Genomic DNA, 15,774 nt, shown 5'->3' on the forward strand with positions numbered 1-15,774 from the left:
GGGCTTGGGGAACTGTCCATGTCAGTGGTTGACGAATCGCAAACGGGCGCGGCGCAGGCCGCGCACACCGAACAGGACCTGGGCCCGCTGGCCTGGGTGCTCGATGAGCTGCGCAAGTCGCTGGAAGGGGCGAGCAAGGCGGTGGCCCGTTTCGTGCGCGATGCCGATGCGGCACGCGCCTCGGACCTTGAGGAGCTTGACACCTCGGCCCTGCGCATCGCCCGCCAGCAACTGCACCAGGCCTGCGGCGCCCTCGAAATGGTGGGCCTGGGCTCTCCGGCCCTGGTGCTGCGCGGCATGGAAAGCGCCGTGCAGCGCTTCGTGCAGCGCCCCGAGCTGTGCACCGACCAGGCTGCCGCCACGCTGGAGCGCGCCAGCTTCGCGCTCATCGAATACCTGGAAACCGTGCTGGCCGGCAAGACCGTCTCGGCCGTGGCCCTGTTTCCCCAATACCGCGACACCCAGGCGCTGGCCGGCAATGACAAGGTGCACCCGGCCGACCTGTGGCCTGCCGAGCGCCGCGCGCGCGAGCCCGAGTGGGCGCGCCAGCCCGAGCCGCTGGCCTACGGCCCCGATGCCCGGGCCCTGCTCGACGGCGTGGTGCTGCGCATGGTGAAGAGCGACGACCGCGAGGCCGCCGCCCAGATGCGCGACCTGTGCCTGCGCTTTGCCGTGGGCCAGACCGAGGATGTCACCGCGCGCAGCTTCTGGAAGGTGGCGGCCGGCTTCTTCGACGCGCAGTCGCGCGGGATGATCGTGGTCGACCTGTACGTCAAGCGCATGGCCTCGCGCGTGCTCATGCAGTACGCGGCCATGGCCAAGGGCGACCGCACGCCGCCTGCGCGGCTGCTGCAGGACCTGCTGTTCTTCTGCGCCCAGGCCCGCCCTGCCGAGCAGGCTGGCGCCGCCCTGCAGGCGGTGCGCCAGGCCTATGGCATGCAGGCCCAGCCCCAGGTGGACTACCAGCAGACACGCTTTGGCCGCTACGACCCGGCGGTGCTGGTGCAGGCGCGCAAGCGCATCACCACGGCAGCCGATACCTGGTCCGCCCTTGCCGGCGGCGATCGTGCCCGCACCAAGACCGTGGTGGACCAGTTCGCCCAGGTGGCCGAATCCCTGGTCAAGCTGCATCCGGCCAGCCATGGCCTGGCGCGCATGCTGATCAAGGTGGCCGAAACCGTGGCCCGCATCGGCGAGCCGCCACCGGCCGAACTGGCCATGGAAGTGGCCACCTCCGTGCTCTACCTGCAGGCGGCCTTTGCCACCATGGACATGGGCGACGAGGAGCTGGCCGAGCAGTCCGCCAACCTGGTCCAGCGCCTGGAGGAATCCCTGCAGGGCGCGCCCGCGCGTCCGCTGGAGCCCTGGATGGAGGAGCTGTACCGCCAGGCCAGCGACCACCAGACCATGGGCTCGGTCGTGGGCGAGCTGCGTGCCACGCTGGCCGAGGCCGAGCGGCACCTGGACCAATATTTCCGCAATCCTGCCGATGCCACCGTGCTGGCACCCGTCTCGGGCCAGATGGCCCAGATGCGCGGCGTGCTGTCCGTGCTGGGCCTGGACCAGGCCACGCAGGCCATGCAGCGCATGCGCGAGACCGTGGAACGGCTGGTGCTGGGTGAGATCGACGACGCAGAACGTCCCCAGGTGTTCGAGAAACTGGGCAACAGCCTGGGCGCCATGGGCTTTCTGATCGACATGCTGAGCTACCAGCGCAGCATGGCGCGCAAGCTCTTCGTCTATGACGAGGCCGAAGGCGGCCTGCGCATCCTCATGGGCCGTCGCGGCCACCGGGCCGATGATGCGGGCAAGGCGCCCGAGCAACTGCCCGCCCTGGATACCGCCGCCGTGCCGCCGCAGCGCGAAGCCGTTGCCGTGGCGCAGCCGCTGCCCGTGCCGCAGGACGCCATCGCCGAGCCGCAATCTGCCGCGCCCTCCACGCCGCCCCCGCCGCCCCCGGCTCCCGTGGACATCGCGACCGAGCCGCTGGCCCAGCCCGCGGCCGCCGAGCAGGACGCGCTGGCCGATGCCGCGGAACTGGCGCAATTCGCCAAGGCCCTTGAAGTGCCGGCCGAGCCGGTCTTCCAGCTGGACCAGTCCCTGGCCGAGCCAGAGCCCGCAGCCGAATCTGCGCCTGAAGCCGTCTCTGAATTCGTCTCTGCATCCGTGTCCGAGCCCGTGCCCCCGCCGGCGGGCCTGTTGGTCTCGGAAGAAGACTCGGACGACGAACTGCTGGGCATCTTCCTGGAAGAGGCCCGCGAGGTGGTGGACAACGGCCTGCAGGCCCTGCGCGCCCTGGCCGACGAGCCGGGCAACCTCAGCGAGCAGACCACGCTGCGCCGCGCCTTCCATACGCTCAAGGGCAGTTCGCGCATGGTGGGCCTGGATGAATTCGGCGAAGCCGGCTGGGCCATGGAGCAGATGCTCAACGCCTGGCTGGCCGAGCAAAAGGCCATGCCCCAGCCCATGCAGGAGCTGGCCAGCGATGCGCTGCGCGCCTTTGGCGCCTGGGCCTCGGCCATAGAGCGCCACCAGGCCGACGCCTGGCAGGCCACGCCTTTCCGCGCTGCGGCCGATGCCATGCGCCTGGAAGGCCTGCGCGCCGACGTGGCCCTGGTGCCGCGCACACCGCGTGCCGAGCCCCTCGCACAGCCCGAACCCGAACTCGAGCCCGCACCCGCACCCGCCGCAATCGAGGAGTTCGCGCCCGTGGCCCAGGAGCCGCAGGCAGAACACCTGGATGCGCCCGAGCAGGCCACGCCCGCCCAGCCCGCCCAGCCCGTCCAGACCTCTGGCGAGCTGGACTTTGCGCTGGACTTCGACCTGCTGGAGCCGGACCCCCAGCCTTCGGCCGCCGCGCCTCAGGAGTCGCTGGAGACACTGACGCCGCAAGCCGCCGAGGCGCCTGCCGAACTGGCCACCGACGCCGTCGAGGAACTGGACTTTGCGGCCTTCGAAGCCGCCATGCGCGACAGCGAGCAGGAGGCCCTGGCCGTCGTCGCGGGCGACCCGCCCGCGCTGCCCGAGGCCGCCGCCATCGAAGCCGAAGCCATCGAGGCCGAAGCTGGAACCGAAACTGAAACTGAAACTGAAGCACCGCAAGCCGCCGTGCCCCTGGCGCCTTTCGAGGGGCTGGACCTGGATCTGGGCCTGACACCGGCAGCGGCACCCGCCGAAGCGATCGAGATGATCGCGGTGCCAGAAACGGTTGAAGCGGTCGAAGCGCCAGAAGCGGTTGAAGCGGTTGAAGCGGTTGAAGCATCCGACGCAGTCGAGCCGGTCACGGCGCCCGAGGTGCCCGAGGCAGAAACCCCGCAGGCCGAAGAGTCCGGCGACGAGGATCTGTCCGGCATCGACGCCGATGGCTTCAAGATCGTGGATGGCCTGCGCATCAGCGCGCCGCTGTACAACGTCTACCTCAACGAGGCCGACGAATGGTCGCGCCGCCTGGACCTGACGCTGCAGCAATGGGCGACCGAGCTCGGCGAGCCCGTGCCCGACGACGCCGTCGCCTTTGCGCATTCGCTGGCCGGAAGCTCGGCCACCGTGGGCTTCAAGGCCTTGTCGGATCTGGCGCGCCTGCTGGAACATACGCTGACCCATCTGCAGCCGCAGCGCTGTGGCACGCCCGACCAGGTTGCCGCCTGCGTGGCGGCCTCCGACGAAGTGCAGCGCCTGCTGCACCAGTTCGCCGCCGGTTTCCTCAAGACGCCCCAGCCGGGCGTGGAAGAGGCCCTGCAGGCCCTGCTGGCGCTGGACATCGAGGCCGCAGACGCGCCGGACAGCCGCCTGGACGCGCTGGAGCAGCTGGACCAACTGGACCAGCTGGAGCCTCAGGACGCCAGCGATGGCACGGACGCCGTGCTCGACGCCGGTGCCCAGGCGCAGACACCGTCGGTGGCGCCCCTGGCCTACTCCATGCGCCCCCTGGTCAACGATGCGCGCCACGAAGCCGAGCTGCAGCGCCGCATCGACGAGGCCATCGCCCATGCCGTGGCCGTGGGCAGCGACCTGGACGATGACATCGATGCGCTGGACGAGGTCGATCCCGACCTGTTCCCCATCTTCGAGGAAGAGGCCATCGAGCTGCTGCCCCGCCTGGGCGCCGCGCTGCGCCGCTGGCATGGCCGGCCCTCGCTGGACGAGGCGCGCCACGAAACCCTGCGCGCCCTGCACACGCTCAAGGGCAGTGCCCGGCTGGCGGGCGCCATGCGCCTGGGCGAGATGGCCCACCGCCTTGAATCTGCCGTGGAGCGGGTCGATGGCGAATCTCCGACCGCCGAGCAGATCGAGCCCTTGCTGGGCAGCTTCGACGCGCTGCAGGCCGGCTTCGACGTGCTGCGCGTGGCTGGTGAGCAGGCGCAGGAAGCGCCGCTGGACCTGGGCGATGAAATCTCCCACGACGAGCCCGCAGCGGCTGCGGCCTCCGACGCATCGGCAGCGGCTGGATCACCGGCGGCTGCGGCCCCTGTGCCAGCGCCTGTCACTGCGCCGCTGCGCGCCGGTGCCCAGCAGACGGTGCGCGTGCGCGCCCAATTGCTGGACCGCCTGATCAGCCAGGCTGGCGAGGTGCTGATTGCGCGCTCGCGTGTCGATGCGCGCCTGGCCCAGGCCCGTGGCTCGCTGGACGAGCTGGCCGGCAACCTGGAGCGCCTGCGCATGCAGCTGCGCGACATCGAGGTCCAGGCCGAGAGCCAGATGCAGTCGCGCCTGGCCCTGTCCAAGGACTCGGCCGTGGGCTTCGACCCGCTGGAGTTCGACCGCTTCACGCGCGTGCAGGAACTCACCCGCATGATGGCCGAGTCGGTCAACGACGTGGCCACCGTGCAGCGCAACCTGCAGCGCGACATGGCCGGCGCCGAGGACGACCTGGTCGCCCAGGGCCGCCAGGCCCGCGAGTTGCAGCGCGACCTGCTGCGCACGCGCATGGTGGAGTTCGACTCCCTGGCCGAGCGCCTGTACGCCGTGGTCCGCCAGACCTCCAAGGAGATGGGCAAGCAGGTGCGGCTGAACATCCTGGGCGGCACCATTGAAATGGACCGGGGCATGCTGGACCGCATGATGCCGGCCTTCGAGCACTTGCTGCGCAACTGCGTGGCCCACGGCATCGAGTCGCCCGAGCAGCGTGCCGCCGCAGGCAAGCCCGCCATGGGCACCATTGAAATCATCCTGAGCCAGGAGCGCAACGACGTGGCGCTGTCGGTGGAGGACGATGGCGCCGGCCTGAACCTGCAGCGCATCCGCGACAAGGCCGTGGCCCAGGGCCTGTGGCCCGAGGACCAGACGCTGACGGAGCAGGACGCCGGCCGCCTGATCTTCGAGCCCGGCTTCACCACGGCCACCGAGGTGACCGGCGTGGCCGGGCGCGGCATCGGCATGGACGTGGTGCGCTCCGAAGTCAACGCGCTGGGCGGCCGCATCGAAACCCACAGCGAGGCGGGCCGGGGCAGTGCCTTCCGCCTCGTGCTGCCGCTGACGACCGCCGTCACCCAGGTGGTCATGCTGCGCGCGGGCCAGTTGCTGGTCGGCGTGCCCGCCAGCCTGGTGGAAATCGTGCGCCGCGCGCCGCTGGAGCTGCTGCAGCAGGCCTATGCCAGCCACAGCTTCGAAGACGGCAGCGAGACCCTGCCTTTCTACTGGGCCGGCGCGCTGTGGCAGTCCTCGCTGCGCAGCGAGGAAACCGTGGGCCGTACCCGGCCCGTGGTCATCCTGCGCAGCGCGGCGCAGCGTATCGCGCTGCACGTGGACGAAGTGCTGGGCAACCAGGAAGTGGTGATCAAGAACCTCGGCCCCCAGCTGGCCCGCCTGCCCGGCCTGACCGGCATGTCGGTGCTGGCCTCGGGCGCCGTGGTGCAGATCTACAACCCCGTGGCGCTGGCCAATGTCTATGGCGACGAGGTGCGCGCCCGGACCGAAGAGGCCGAGCGCGCCGCAGGCCAGGGCGACGGCGAAGCCGTGCTGGCCAGCGCAGGGCCGGCCTCGGTGCCGCTGGTGCTGGTGGTGGACGACTCCATCACCGTGCGCCGCGTCACCCAGCGCCTGCTGCAGCGCGAAGGCTACCGCGTGGCCCTCGCGGCCGACGGCCTGCAGGCCATGGAACGCCTGGCCGAGGAACGCCCGACCCTGGTGCTGTCCGACATCGAGATGCCGCGCATGGACGGTTTCGACCTGCTGCGCAACATCCGCGCCGACGAGGCCCTGCGCGACCTGCCCGTGGTCATGATCACCTCGCGCATCGCCCAGAAGCACCGCGAGATGGCGCGCCAGCTGGGAGCCAACCACTACCTGGGCAAGCCCTACTCGGACGAGGAACTGCTGGGCCTGATCCAGCACTACTCCCTGCAGGGCGGCAGCATCAGCGGCGGCCCGCTGGCGCCGCAGTCGCTGCAGGCGCTGCAGGCGGATAGCGAGCCCCTGGGCGAAGGGGCCTGAAGGCTGGTGGCCTGAACAAAAAAGAGCAGCATCCGCTGCTCTTTTTTTATTCCAGCAGGTTTTTCAGCTGGCCTGCTTGACCACGCCATAGCGGGTCAGAGTGCGCTCGCGCGCGGCTGCGTGGTCCACCACGGGATGGGGGTAGTCCGTGCCCAGCACCACGCCGGCCTCGGCCAGCTCCAGAGGCCGGGCCTGCCAGGGTGCGTGGCGCAGCGCGGCGGGCAGGCGGGCCAGCTCGGGCACGTAGCGCTCGATGAAGCGCGCATCGGCATCGAACTTCTGGCTTTGCGTGATGGGGTTGAAGATGCGGAACCAGGGCTGGGCGTCGCAGCCCGTGGAGGCCGCCCACTGCCAGCCACCGTTGTTGGCCGCCAGGTCGAAGTCGTTGAGCTGGCGCGCAAACCAGGCCTCGCCCCGGCGCCAGTCTATGCCCAGATCCTTGACCAGAAAGCTGGCCGCCACCATGCGCAGCCGGTTGTGCATGTAGCCCGTGGTGTTGAGCTGGCGCATGGCGGCATCGACCAGCGGATAGCCGGTGCGGCCCTCGCACCAGGCGGCGTACAGCGCGTCGGCCTCGGGGCCGGTATCCCACACGATGGCGTCGTAGGCGGGCTTGAAGCTGGCGTGCACCACGTGCGGATGGTGGGCCAGGATCTGGAAATAGAAGTCGCGCCAGATCAGCTCGGACAGCCAGGTGGCGGCGCCCTCGGCATCATGGGGCTGGCTCTGCGTTTGCTCCCAGGCCAGCCTTGCCAGGCGGCGGATGGAGACCGTGCCAAAGCGCAGGTGCACGCTCAGGTAGCTGGGGCCCTTGACGGCGGGAAAGTCGCGCGCCTGCTTGTAGCGCGGCAGGCGCGGCAGAAAGTCGGCCAGCAGTTCCTCGGCGCCAGCGCAGCCCGTGGGAAGGCGCAGGCCGTCCATCGTGCCGGCTTCGAAGCCCAGGTCGGCTGCGGTGGGCACGGGGCGGCGCTCGCCTTCGGGGCGCGGGGCCAGGCGCTCGGGCAGGTCGCGCTCGCTGGGATAGGCGGACAGGAAGAAGGGCGTGATCTGGCGCAGCCAGGCGTTCTTGTACGGGGTGAACACCGAGAACGGCGCGCCGGCCTGGGTCAGCACCTCGTCGCGCGCAAAGACCATGTGGTCCTTGAAGCTGTGCAGGGCCACGCCCTCGGCGGCCAGGGCCTGGCGCACGCGGGCGTCGCGGGCCAGGGCGTCGGGCTCGTCGTCCCAGTTGCAGAACACGGCCTGGGCGCCGAGCTGCCGGGCCAGGTCCGGGATCTGCTCAGCGGGCCGGCCGCGGCGCACGATGAGGCCGGTGTCGGCGCGGCCCGAGGCCTCGCGCAGCGCATCGTCCAACCCGCTCAGGCTCTGGCAGATGAACTCCACGCGCCGGTCTGCACGGGGCAGGGGGGCGAGGATGTCGTCGTCGAAGATGAACACGCAATGCACCTGCCGACATTGGCGCAGCGCGTGGTAGAGGGCAGCATGGTCGGCCAGGCGCAGGTCGCGCCGGAGCCAGACCAAGCCCACAGGGTAAGAAGGTGGCATGGATCGCCGGTAAAATCCGTGGTTATGTCTGCTGAAACTGCGCCTATCAATCTGACGCACCACTTCCTGATTGCCATGCCTGGCCTGGAAGACGAAGCGTTCTCGCGCAGTGTGATCTACCTGTGCGAACACAGCGAGCGCGGTGCGCTCGGTCTGATTATCAACAAGCCCTCGCAGCTTACGCTGGAAGGCTTGCTGGAAAAGGTGGATCTGGCCCTGGGCCGCGAGGACCTTCGCGGCAACCGTGTCTTCAACGGCGGACCCGTGCAGACCGATCGCGGCTTTGTGCTGCACGACCCCATGGTCATCGAAGGCGCGCCCGACGACGAGTCCGCCTACGCCTCGACCATGACCATTCCCGGTGGCCTGGAGATGACCACCTCCAAGGACGTGCTCGAAGCCCTGTCCGACGGCGCAGGCCCCAAGCGCCTGCTGGTCACCCTGGGCTATGCGTCCTGGGGCGAGGGACAGCTGGAGTCGGAGCTGGCCGAAAACGCCTGGCTCACGGTGGGTGCCGACGCCAACGTCATCTTCGACACCCCGGTCGACGACCGCTATGACCGCGCCCTGGGCCTGCTGGGCCTGCAGCGCTGGATGATCTCGCCCGAAGCGGGGCGTGCATGAGCCTGCCCGCTCCCGAGTCCCAGGCAGCAGCGGCAGCCGGCACGGCCGTGCCGCCCACCGTTCCCTCCCATTTCCAGAGTTTCGTGGCCTTCGACTTCGGGGCCAAGCGCACGGGCTGTGCCGTGGGCACGCGCATGCTGCGCTCGGCCAACCCGCTGCCCACCATCCGCGCCGAGGCTGGCGAGGCCCGCCTGGCCCAGGCCGGCGAGCGCATCAAGGAGTGGCAGCCCGATGCGCTGGTCATCGGCGTGCCCTACCACCCCGACGGCAATGCGCACGAGAACACGGCGCGGGCGAAGAAATTCGGCCGCCAGCTCAAGAGCCGCTTCGGCCTGCCTGTCTACGAGGTGGACGAGCGCTACAGCACCACCGAGGCCCTGGCCGGTGGTGCAAGGGATGCTGATGCGGCCTCCGCCTGCATCATTCTTGAACAGTTTTTGAGGAGTCTTCCATGAGTGAAACCATTGCGGGAGCCGGCAGCCTGGTGCTGGACGCCGAGGCCCTGTACCGCGAACTGCTGCGCGGCGTGCGCAGCCTCATGGGGCCTGAAACCCGCCTGGCCGGCATCACCTCGGGCGGCGCCTGGCTGGTGGAGCGCCTGCACAAGGACCTGAACCTGCCCGGCAACCCCAGCGTGCTGTCCTCGGCCCTGCACCGCGACGACTTCGCGCAGCGCGGCATGGCCACCAGCGCCCAGACGCAGATCGACTTTGACGTCAACGGCGCCGACATCCTGGTGCTGGACGACGTGCTCTACACCGGTCGCACCGTGCGCGCCGTGCTCAACGAACTCTATGACTACGGCCGCCCGGCCTGCGTGCGCCTGGCGGTGCTGGTGGACCGGGGCGGGCGCGAGTTGCCCTTCCAGGCCGACTTTGCCGCCGCGCGCATCGCGCTGCCGGCCGACCGCCTGCTTTCGCTGGCGCGCGATGACGCCGGCGTCTTCCAATTCCGCATCCAAGAGGCCTGACCGTGCTGTACAAGCGCAATCCCCAGCTCAACAAGAACGGCGAACTGATCCACCTGCTGTCCACCGAAGGACTGTCCAAGGACATCCTCACCCACATCCTGGACACGGCGGCCAACTTCGTCAGCGTCAATGACCGCGAGGTCAAGAAGGTGCCGCTGCTGCGCGGCAAGAGCGTGTTCAACCTGTTCTTCGAGAACAGCACGCGCACGCGCACCACGTTCGAGATCGCGGCCAAGCGCCTGTCGGCCGACGTGTTCAACCTGGACATCGCGCGCAGCTCGGCCAGCAAGGGCGAGTCGCTGCTGGACACCATCGCCAACCTCTCGGCCATGGCCGCCGACATCTTCGTCGTGCGCCACAGCGAGTCGGGTGCGCCCTACCTCATCGCCCAGCATGTGGCGCCCCATGTCCACGTGGTCAATGCCGGCGACGGCCGCCACGCCCACCCCACGCAGGGGCTGCTGGACATGTACACCATCCGCCACTACAAGAAGGACTTCGCCAACCTGCGCGTGGCCATCGTGGGCGATGTGCTGCACTCGCGCGTGGCGCGCTCCGACATCCATGCGCTGACCACGCTGGGCGCGGCCGAAGTGCGCGTCGTCGGCCCGCGCACCCTGGTGCCGCCGGACCTGGCGCAGATGGGCGTGCGCGTCTTCCACACGCTGGAAGAGGGCATCCGGGACTGCGACGTGATCATCATGCTGCGCCTGCAGAACGAGCGCATGAGCGGCGCCCTGCTGCCGTCCAGCCAGGAATACTTCAAGAGCTTCGGCCTCACGGCCGAGAAGCTGCGCCTGGCCAAGCCGGACGCCATCGTCATGCACCCGGGACCCATCAACCGCGGCGTGGAGATCGACTCCGAAGTGGTCGATGGCCCGCAGGCCGTGATCCTGTCGCAGGTGTCCTTCGGCATCGCGGTCCGCATGGCCGTCATGTCCATCGTCGCCGGCAACGAGGCTTGAAATGAAGCACCCCCTGAGCGACTGCGTCGCTTCCCCCTCTCTCGCTACGCGGGAGGGGGACGACGCCCTCGCTGCAGGGCGGCCTTTGCTCGGCGTCCCTGAGATGGGCCATGCTTTTTCCATGCCCGGTGTCCTGGACTGAGTCCAGGCGCTTTTTGTGAATGCAAATGTTTTTGATCGCCGCAGGCCGCAGCCCATGCGCCGCCTGCGGTCTACGGGGTAGCAAACCATGAAGATACTCATCCGCAACGGCCGAGTGATGGACCCGGCACGGGGCCTGGACCAGCAGGCCGACGTGGCCATCGACGGCGGCAAGGTGCTGGCCATCGGCAAGGCGCCCGAGGGATTTGCCGCAGAACGCGAGATCGATGCCGCCGGCTGCTGGGTGCTGCCGGGCCTGGTCGATCTGGCCGTGCGCCTGCGCGAGCCCGGCCACGAGCACGAAGGCATGCTGCAGTCCGAGATGGCTGCATCGGTGGCCGGTGGCGTGACCAGCCTGGTCTGCCCGCCCGACACCGACCCCGTTCTCGACGAGCAGGGCCTGGTGGAGATGCTCAAGTTCCGCGCCGAGAAGCTGCACCAGTCGCGCCTGTTCCCGCTGGGCGCGCTGACGCTGGGCCTCAAGGGCGAGGTGCTGACCGAGATGGCCGAGCTGACCGAGTCCGGCTGCATCGGCTTCAGCCAGGCCGAAGTGCCCATGACCAGCACCCAGACCCTGCAGCGCGCGCTGGCGTATGCGGCCACCTACGGCTACACCGTGTGGCTGCGCCCGCAGGAGCTGTACCTGGGCAAGGGCGTGGCCGCCAGCGGCCCGCTGGCCACGCGCATGGGCCTGTCCGGCGTGCCCGTGGCGGCCGAGACGATTGCCCTGCACACCATCTTCGAGCTGATGCGCGGCACCCAGGCGCGCGTGCACCTGTGCCGCCTGTCCAGCGCCGCAGGCGTGGAACTGGTGCGCCGTGCCAAGGCCGAAGGCCTGCAGGTCACGGCCGACGTGTCCATCAACTCGCTGCACCTGACCGATACCGATATCGGCTACTTCGACAGCAGCGCACGCGTCACGCCCCCGCTGCGCCAGCAGCGCGACCGCGATGCGCTGTCTGCCGCGCTGGCCGATGGCACCATCGACGCCCTGGTCTCCGACCACACGCCCGTCGATGAAGACGCCAAGGTCCTGCCCTTTGCCGAGGCCGAGCCCGGCGCCACGGGCGTGGAGCTGCTGCTGTCGCTGGCCGTCAAGTGGTCGCAGGAAAGCGGTGTGCCCCTGAACCGCGCACTGGCCGCCATCACGGCATCGCCCGTGCAGGTGCTGGGATCGGCGCTGGGCGAGCTGCAGGAGCAACTGGGCCGTCTGGCCGAGGGCGGCGTGGCCGACCTGTGCATCGTCGATCCGCAGGCGGCCTGGACCGTGAAGCCCCAGGAACTGGCCAGCCAGGGCAAGAGCACGCCCTTCGGCGGCTACGAGCTGCCGGCCCGTGTGCGCTGCACGCTGGTCGATGGCCGTATCGCTTACGAACGCCGCTGAACATGAGCCGTCTGCGCAGGGGAGGGCGCGCCACGCTGCGCGCAGCGCGCCTGTTCGGCCATGTGTGCAAGGGGCTGTGGATCGTGGCCCTGCGCTTTCCGCAGCTGCCCGAGGCGCGCCAGCACGCCCATGTGCAGGCCTGGGCCCTGCAGTTGCTGGCCCATGCGGGCGTGCGCCTGGAGATCCAGGGCGAGCCGCCGCGACAGGGCCCCATGCTCATGGTCAGCAACCATATTTCCTGGCTCGACATTCCCGTGCTGCATGCGGCGCGGCACTGCCGCTTCATCTCCAAGTCCGACGTCAAGGGCTGGCCGCTGATCGGCACGCTGGCCACGGCGGCGGGCACGCTGTACATCGAGCGCACCTCGCGCCGCGATGCCCGGCGCATGGTGCAGAGCATGGAGGAATCCCTGCAGCGCCGCGAGATCCTGGCCATCTTCCCCGAAGGCACGACGGGCGACGGCCGCAAGCTGCTGCCCTTTCATGCCAATTTGCTGCAGGCGGCCGTGCAGATCGATGCGCCCGTGCTGCCCGTGGGCCTGCGCTTCATCGACGGCGCCACCGGCCAGATCAGCCACGCACCCAGCTACGAGGGCGACGAAACCCTGCTGGGCTCCATCTGGCGCACGCTGTGCGCCGACGACCTGGTGGCCGTCGTCCACTATGGCCAGCCGCAGACGGCCGATGGCCGCGACCGCCGCGTCTGGGCACAGGACCTGCATGCCGAGGTGGACCGGCTGCGCCAGGCCTGAACGTTGCCAGCGACATGACTGACACCCTCAAGCTCCGGCCCTCGCGGCCTGATGACCTTCCGGCCCTGAACGCCGTTCTCTGGGCCACCTACGAGAGCACCTGGAAGCCCCAGCTGACGGCGGACAAGCATGCGCAGTTCTGCGCCTCCGGCAAGACCGCGCAGTACGTGCAGTCGCGCGGCCACCTGTTCTGGGTGGCCGAGTGCGATGGTGTGGTCGCCGGCTTCGTGGACTGGGTGGATGACTTCATCGGCGCCCTGCATGTGCTGCCGGCCTGGCAGGGGCGCGGCGTGGGCCGTGCCCTGCTGGCCCATGCCGAGCAGGCTCTGCGCGCCGCCGGCCACGCCCAGGTGCGCCTGGAGACCGACAGCTTCAACACCCAGGCCCTGGGCTTTTACACGGCGCAGGGCTACGCCACGCTGGACACCTATCCCGACGAGGAATGGGACTGCGGCCTGACCACGGTGCTCATGGGCAAGCCGCTGGCCTGAAAGGCCTGCCTCTCAGTTGCTGTAGGGCTGTCGCTCCAGCACCAGGTTGGCGAAGTCCTCCACCAGGTCGGCGCCCAGTTCCTCGATGGCGTCGTCTTCCTCGTCGAAGGCCCAGATCACGCGGATGTCCGTACCCTTTTGCCCGGCCTGGTCGAGCAGCTCGAACAGCGAGCGCAGTCCCATGGTCGATGCGCTGTTGATGTACTGCAGCTTCACCTCGGCCACGAAGCGTGCGGGCTGGCTTGCCTCGAAGTACTGGCCCAGCATGGCCAGCAGGGGGTTGAAGAAGGGCAGCGGGTTTTCGGGATAGCACTCGCCTTCGATGCGCAAAAGCTGCTCGGCCGGCGAGAAGACCACTTCGGGCGTGACGGAAGTGCGTTCGGATTTCAGTGCTTGCATGGCGGCGTCATTCGGATTCGGGAAGGGGGCCCGGCGCTCAGATCAGCGCCTTGACGTGGAACACGGCATGGGGCGCGGTATCTGCGGCGTCCTCTCCCGTGGCGATGTGGTACTGCAGCGGTGCCGAGGCGTCGCGCGCAATGGTCAGCCAGCCCAGACCCGCGCCGCGGCTGATGTCATCGCTGGCGCTGTGGTCGGTGTTGTGCAGCTGGGCCTTGTAGGCGGCCTTGATTTCGGGGTGGCTCATGGCGCGCACGGCATCCAGCTTGGCGGCCAGGCGCGGCACATGTTCGCGGCGCACGGCGTTGCTGCAGGCAATCCAGAAGCGCGCCTGTGCCTGATCGGCCCCCGCGTCCGGGGCACCGGCCGGTGCATCGATGCGGCCCACGCCTATGGCGCCCTGCGCCACGGGTTCGCCGAGTGCCTGGCTGGCTCCGGCGTCAGAGGCAGGCAGCGGCGCCGCGTAGTGCAGCACGTTCTGCGCCATCTCGATGAAGGTGGAAAACAGCTTGCGCTTGGCGCTGCTCGATCCGTCCTCGCTGGCCAGCCGGCACTTGAGCGTGTCGGCTGCCGCCTGGATCACGTTGGGGTTGAAGGTGCCCGCGTAGTACAGCAGCAGGCCGTTGTGCTCGGCCTGGGCGCGCAGGTGCGCGAATTCGGACGGGCTCATGGCTGCAGGGCCTGGTTGCGCCACACCAGCAGCGAGACATCGTCGCGGCGGCGCTGCGTGCCCTGCCACTGGGCAAAGGCCTGCCGGAATTCGGCGCAGGCCTGGGCGGCGGGGCGGTCGTGCTGCTCGTGCAGGAAACGCGCCAGGCGCTTTCTGCCATGGGCGATCTGGCGCGGGCCGCCCAATTGGTCAATGACGCCATCGGTGGCCACCATCAGCAGCGAGCCGGGCGCGACCTCCAGCTCCTGCGTGCTCCAGGCCGCGTCGTCGGGCGTGGTCGCATAGCCTATGCCCAGCTTGTCGCCGGCATGGATCTGCACCTGGGCCGCCTCCTGCACGCCGGGCGGCGCCACCAGCAGGTCCAGCCTGGCCGAGGCAAAGCGCAGTTGCGTGCCGCAGGGCGACTGCAGGAACAGCGCGGCGTCCAGGCCGTCGCTGGAGGATTTTTCGGCGGGCAGGCCATCGGCGGGCGCTGCCGGTGCGCCCCAGGCGGGCTGGACGTCGCGGCTGCGCTGCTGCAGCACGCGCTTGATGTAGCGGTTCATCTGGCCCAGCAGGGCGCCGGGGTCGATGGCGGCGCCGGTGCCGGTGCCGATACCTGCAGGCGCCACGGCCTGTTCGAGAAAGGACAGCGCAATCAGCGTCATGAAGGCGCCCGGCACGCCGTGGCCCGTGCAGTCGAACATGCAGCCCAGCAGGCCCTGCGGTGTGGCGCGGAAGAAATACGCATCGCCGCCCACCACGTCGCGCGGCTCCCACAGCAGGCCGTGGTCGGCCAGCTGGCTGGCGAGCACGCGGTCGGATTCGACCAGGTGCGAGCGCTGGATCAGGCTGGCGTAGTCGATGCTGGCCATGAGCTGGCGCGTCTTGTCGGCCTCGATGTCGGACATGGCGGCCATCAGCGCGTGGCCCGTGCCTATGCCTGCGTAGCGGCCTTCCTCCACGGTGATGAAGCCGTCCTTGAGCACGCGGCTGCCGCTGGCCAGCGCCTGCTGCACCAGCTGGTCGATGGGCAGGCCGGCCGCCACCACCATGGGCGCGGTGTCGGTGAATACCAGGCAGCTGCGGCGGCCGAACACGTCGCGCGCAAAGGGCCGCGCGTACTGCTCCATGAAGCGCTGGCGGTTGATCAGGCCCAGCGGCCGGTCGTCGGCCACCACGGCCAGGGTTTCGAGCAGGGGCTGCTCGCTGAACAGCCGGTGCACATCCTCGTTGCTGGTCTCGGGGGGAATCGGTGCCGTGGGCTGGCTGAGCTGGCCTGCACGGGCCACAAGGCGCGGCGCGGCGGGCGCCGGGGCCAGCGCGGGAATGGGTGCAGGGTCAGGTAGCTGATCCGCTGCAGGGTGCTGCGTGGAGGAGGGGTCCAGAGCAAACATGGGTGGCCTTGAATTGTCACAAGAT

The 15,774-nt window shown here is 69.6% G+C and carries 12 protein-coding genes; 8 read left to right on the top strand and 4 right to left on the bottom strand.

From position 1 onward, the window contains the following. Positions 1–18: 18 nt before the first annotated feature. Positions 19–6,432 (top strand): Hpt domain-containing protein, encoded by a 6,414-nt coding sequence (locus tag ACUTR7_RS14635; RefSeq protein WP_445609106.1) that lies wholly within the window; start codon positions 19–21, stop codon positions 6,430–6,432. 63 nt (positions 6,433–6,495) lie between these two features. On the opposite strand, the gene ACUTR7_RS14640 is transcribed toward ACUTR7_RS14635, so the two are convergent. Beyond that, positions 6,496–7,977 carry a cryptochrome/photolyase family protein gene (locus tag ACUTR7_RS14640; protein ID WP_445609107.1) on the bottom strand — a complete coding sequence of 494 codons (1,482 nt, stop codon included), beginning with the start codon at positions 7,975–7,977 and terminating at the stop codon, positions 6,496–6,498. Positions 7,978–8,001: 24 nt separating this feature from the next. Here ACUTR7_RS14640 and ACUTR7_RS14645 point away from each other — a divergent pair, with 24 nt between their 5' ends. The 7 genes from ACUTR7_RS14645 to ACUTR7_RS14675 all read left to right on the top strand — a co-directional run bounded on the left by ACUTR7_RS14645 (position 8,002) and on the right by ACUTR7_RS14675 (position 13,304). Then, on the top strand, positions 8,002–8,601 hold the full coding sequence (locus ACUTR7_RS14645; protein WP_012203507.1) for a YqgE/AlgH family protein: 600 nt from the start codon (positions 8,002–8,004) through the stop codon (positions 8,599–8,601). Beyond that, entirely contained in the window at positions 8,598–9,056 is a 459-nt protein-coding gene (gene ruvX, locus ACUTR7_RS14650; protein WP_012203508.1) for a Holliday junction resolvase RuvX, read from the top strand. Before ACUTR7_RS14645 ends, ruvX begins: the two co-directional genes overlap by 4 nt. Next, entirely contained in the window at positions 9,053–9,571 is a 519-nt protein-coding gene (gene pyrR, locus ACUTR7_RS14655) for a bifunctional pyr operon transcriptional regulator/uracil phosphoribosyltransferase PyrR (RefSeq protein WP_012203509.1), read from the top strand. Before ruvX ends, pyrR begins: the two co-directional genes overlap by 4 nt. Before the next feature lie 2 nt (positions 9,572–9,573). Further along, complete coding sequence (locus ACUTR7_RS14660) at positions 9,574–10,536, top strand: aspartate carbamoyltransferase catalytic subunit (RefSeq protein ID WP_012203510.1); 963 nt, start codon at positions 9,574–9,576, stop codon at positions 10,534–10,536. 229 nt (positions 10,537–10,765) lie between these two features. After that, positions 10,766–12,061 (top strand): dihydroorotase, encoded by a 1,296-nt coding sequence (locus ACUTR7_RS14665; protein ID WP_043824192.1) that lies wholly within the window; start codon positions 10,766–10,768, stop codon positions 12,059–12,061. Between the two features lie 2 nt (positions 12,062–12,063). Further along, complete coding sequence (locus ACUTR7_RS14670; protein ID WP_071954448.1) at positions 12,064–12,813, top strand: lysophospholipid acyltransferase family protein; 750 nt, start codon at positions 12,064–12,066, stop codon at positions 12,811–12,813. 14 nt (positions 12,814–12,827) lie between these two features. Next, positions 12,828–13,304, top strand: a complete 477-nt coding sequence (locus ACUTR7_RS14675) for a GNAT family N-acetyltransferase (RefSeq protein WP_445609108.1) — start codon at positions 12,828–12,830, stop codon at positions 13,302–13,304. Positions 13,305–13,316: 12 nt separating this feature from the next. On the opposite strand, the gene ACUTR7_RS14680 is transcribed toward ACUTR7_RS14675, so the two are convergent. The 3 genes from ACUTR7_RS14680 to ACUTR7_RS14690 are packed head-to-tail and all read right to left on the bottom strand — an operon-like array spanning position 13,317 to position 15,749. After that, positions 13,317–13,703: a DUF1987 domain-containing protein gene (locus ACUTR7_RS14680; protein ID WP_445609109.1), complete on the bottom strand. Its 387-nt coding sequence runs from the start codon at positions 13,701–13,703 to the stop codon at positions 13,317–13,319. A 37-nt stretch (positions 13,704–13,740) separates the two neighbouring features. Continuing rightward, entirely contained in the window at positions 13,741–14,373 is a 633-nt protein-coding gene (locus ACUTR7_RS14685) for a DUF6272 family protein (protein ID WP_034390625.1), read from the bottom strand. After that, positions 14,370–15,749 carry a SpoIIE family protein phosphatase gene (locus ACUTR7_RS14690; RefSeq protein ID WP_445609110.1) on the bottom strand — a complete coding sequence of 460 codons (1,380 nt, stop codon included), beginning with the start codon at positions 15,747–15,749 and terminating at the stop codon, positions 14,370–14,372. The genes ACUTR7_RS14685 and ACUTR7_RS14690 overlap by 4 nt, the downstream gene beginning before the upstream one ends. Positions 15,750–15,774: the final 25 nt, after the last annotated feature.

The sequence above is a fragment of the Delftia sp. NA_296.1 genome (genome assembly GCF_052692095.1).

Coding starts and splice junctions, on each gene's coding strand:
- ACUTR7_RS14635 (WP_445609106.1), top strand. CDS start 19: ATGTCAGTGGTTGACGAATCGCAAACGGGCGCGGCGCAGGCCGCGCAC.
- ACUTR7_RS14640 (WP_445609107.1), bottom strand. CDS start 7,977: ATGCCACCTTCTTACCCTGTGGGCTTGGTCTGGCTCCGGCGCGACCTG.
- ACUTR7_RS14645 (WP_012203507.1), top strand. CDS start 8,002: ATGTCTGCTGAAACTGCGCCTATCAATCTGACGCACCACTTCCTGATT.
- ruvX (WP_012203508.1), top strand. CDS start 8,598: ATGAGCCTGCCCGCTCCCGAGTCCCAGGCAGCAGCGGCAGCCGGCACG.
- pyrR (WP_012203509.1), top strand. CDS start 9,053: ATGAGTGAAACCATTGCGGGAGCCGGCAGCCTGGTGCTGGACGCCGAG.
- ACUTR7_RS14665 (WP_043824192.1), top strand. CDS start 10,766: ATGAAGATACTCATCCGCAACGGCCGAGTGATGGACCCGGCACGGGGC.
- ACUTR7_RS14670 (WP_071954448.1), top strand. CDS start 12,064: ATGAGCCGTCTGCGCAGGGGAGGGCGCGCCACGCTGCGCGCAGCGCGC.
- ACUTR7_RS14675 (WP_445609108.1), top strand. CDS start 12,828: ATGACTGACACCCTCAAGCTCCGGCCCTCGCGGCCTGATGACCTTCCG.
- ACUTR7_RS14680 (WP_445609109.1), bottom strand. CDS start 13,703: ATGCAAGCACTGAAATCCGAACGCACTTCCGTCACGCCCGAAGTGGTC.
- ACUTR7_RS14685 (WP_034390625.1), bottom strand. CDS start 14,373: ATGAGCCCGTCCGAATTCGCGCACCTGCGCGCCCAGGCCGAGCACAAC.
- ACUTR7_RS14690 (WP_445609110.1), bottom strand. CDS start 15,749: ATGTTTGCTCTGGACCCCTCCTCCACGCAGCACCCTGCAGCGGATCAG.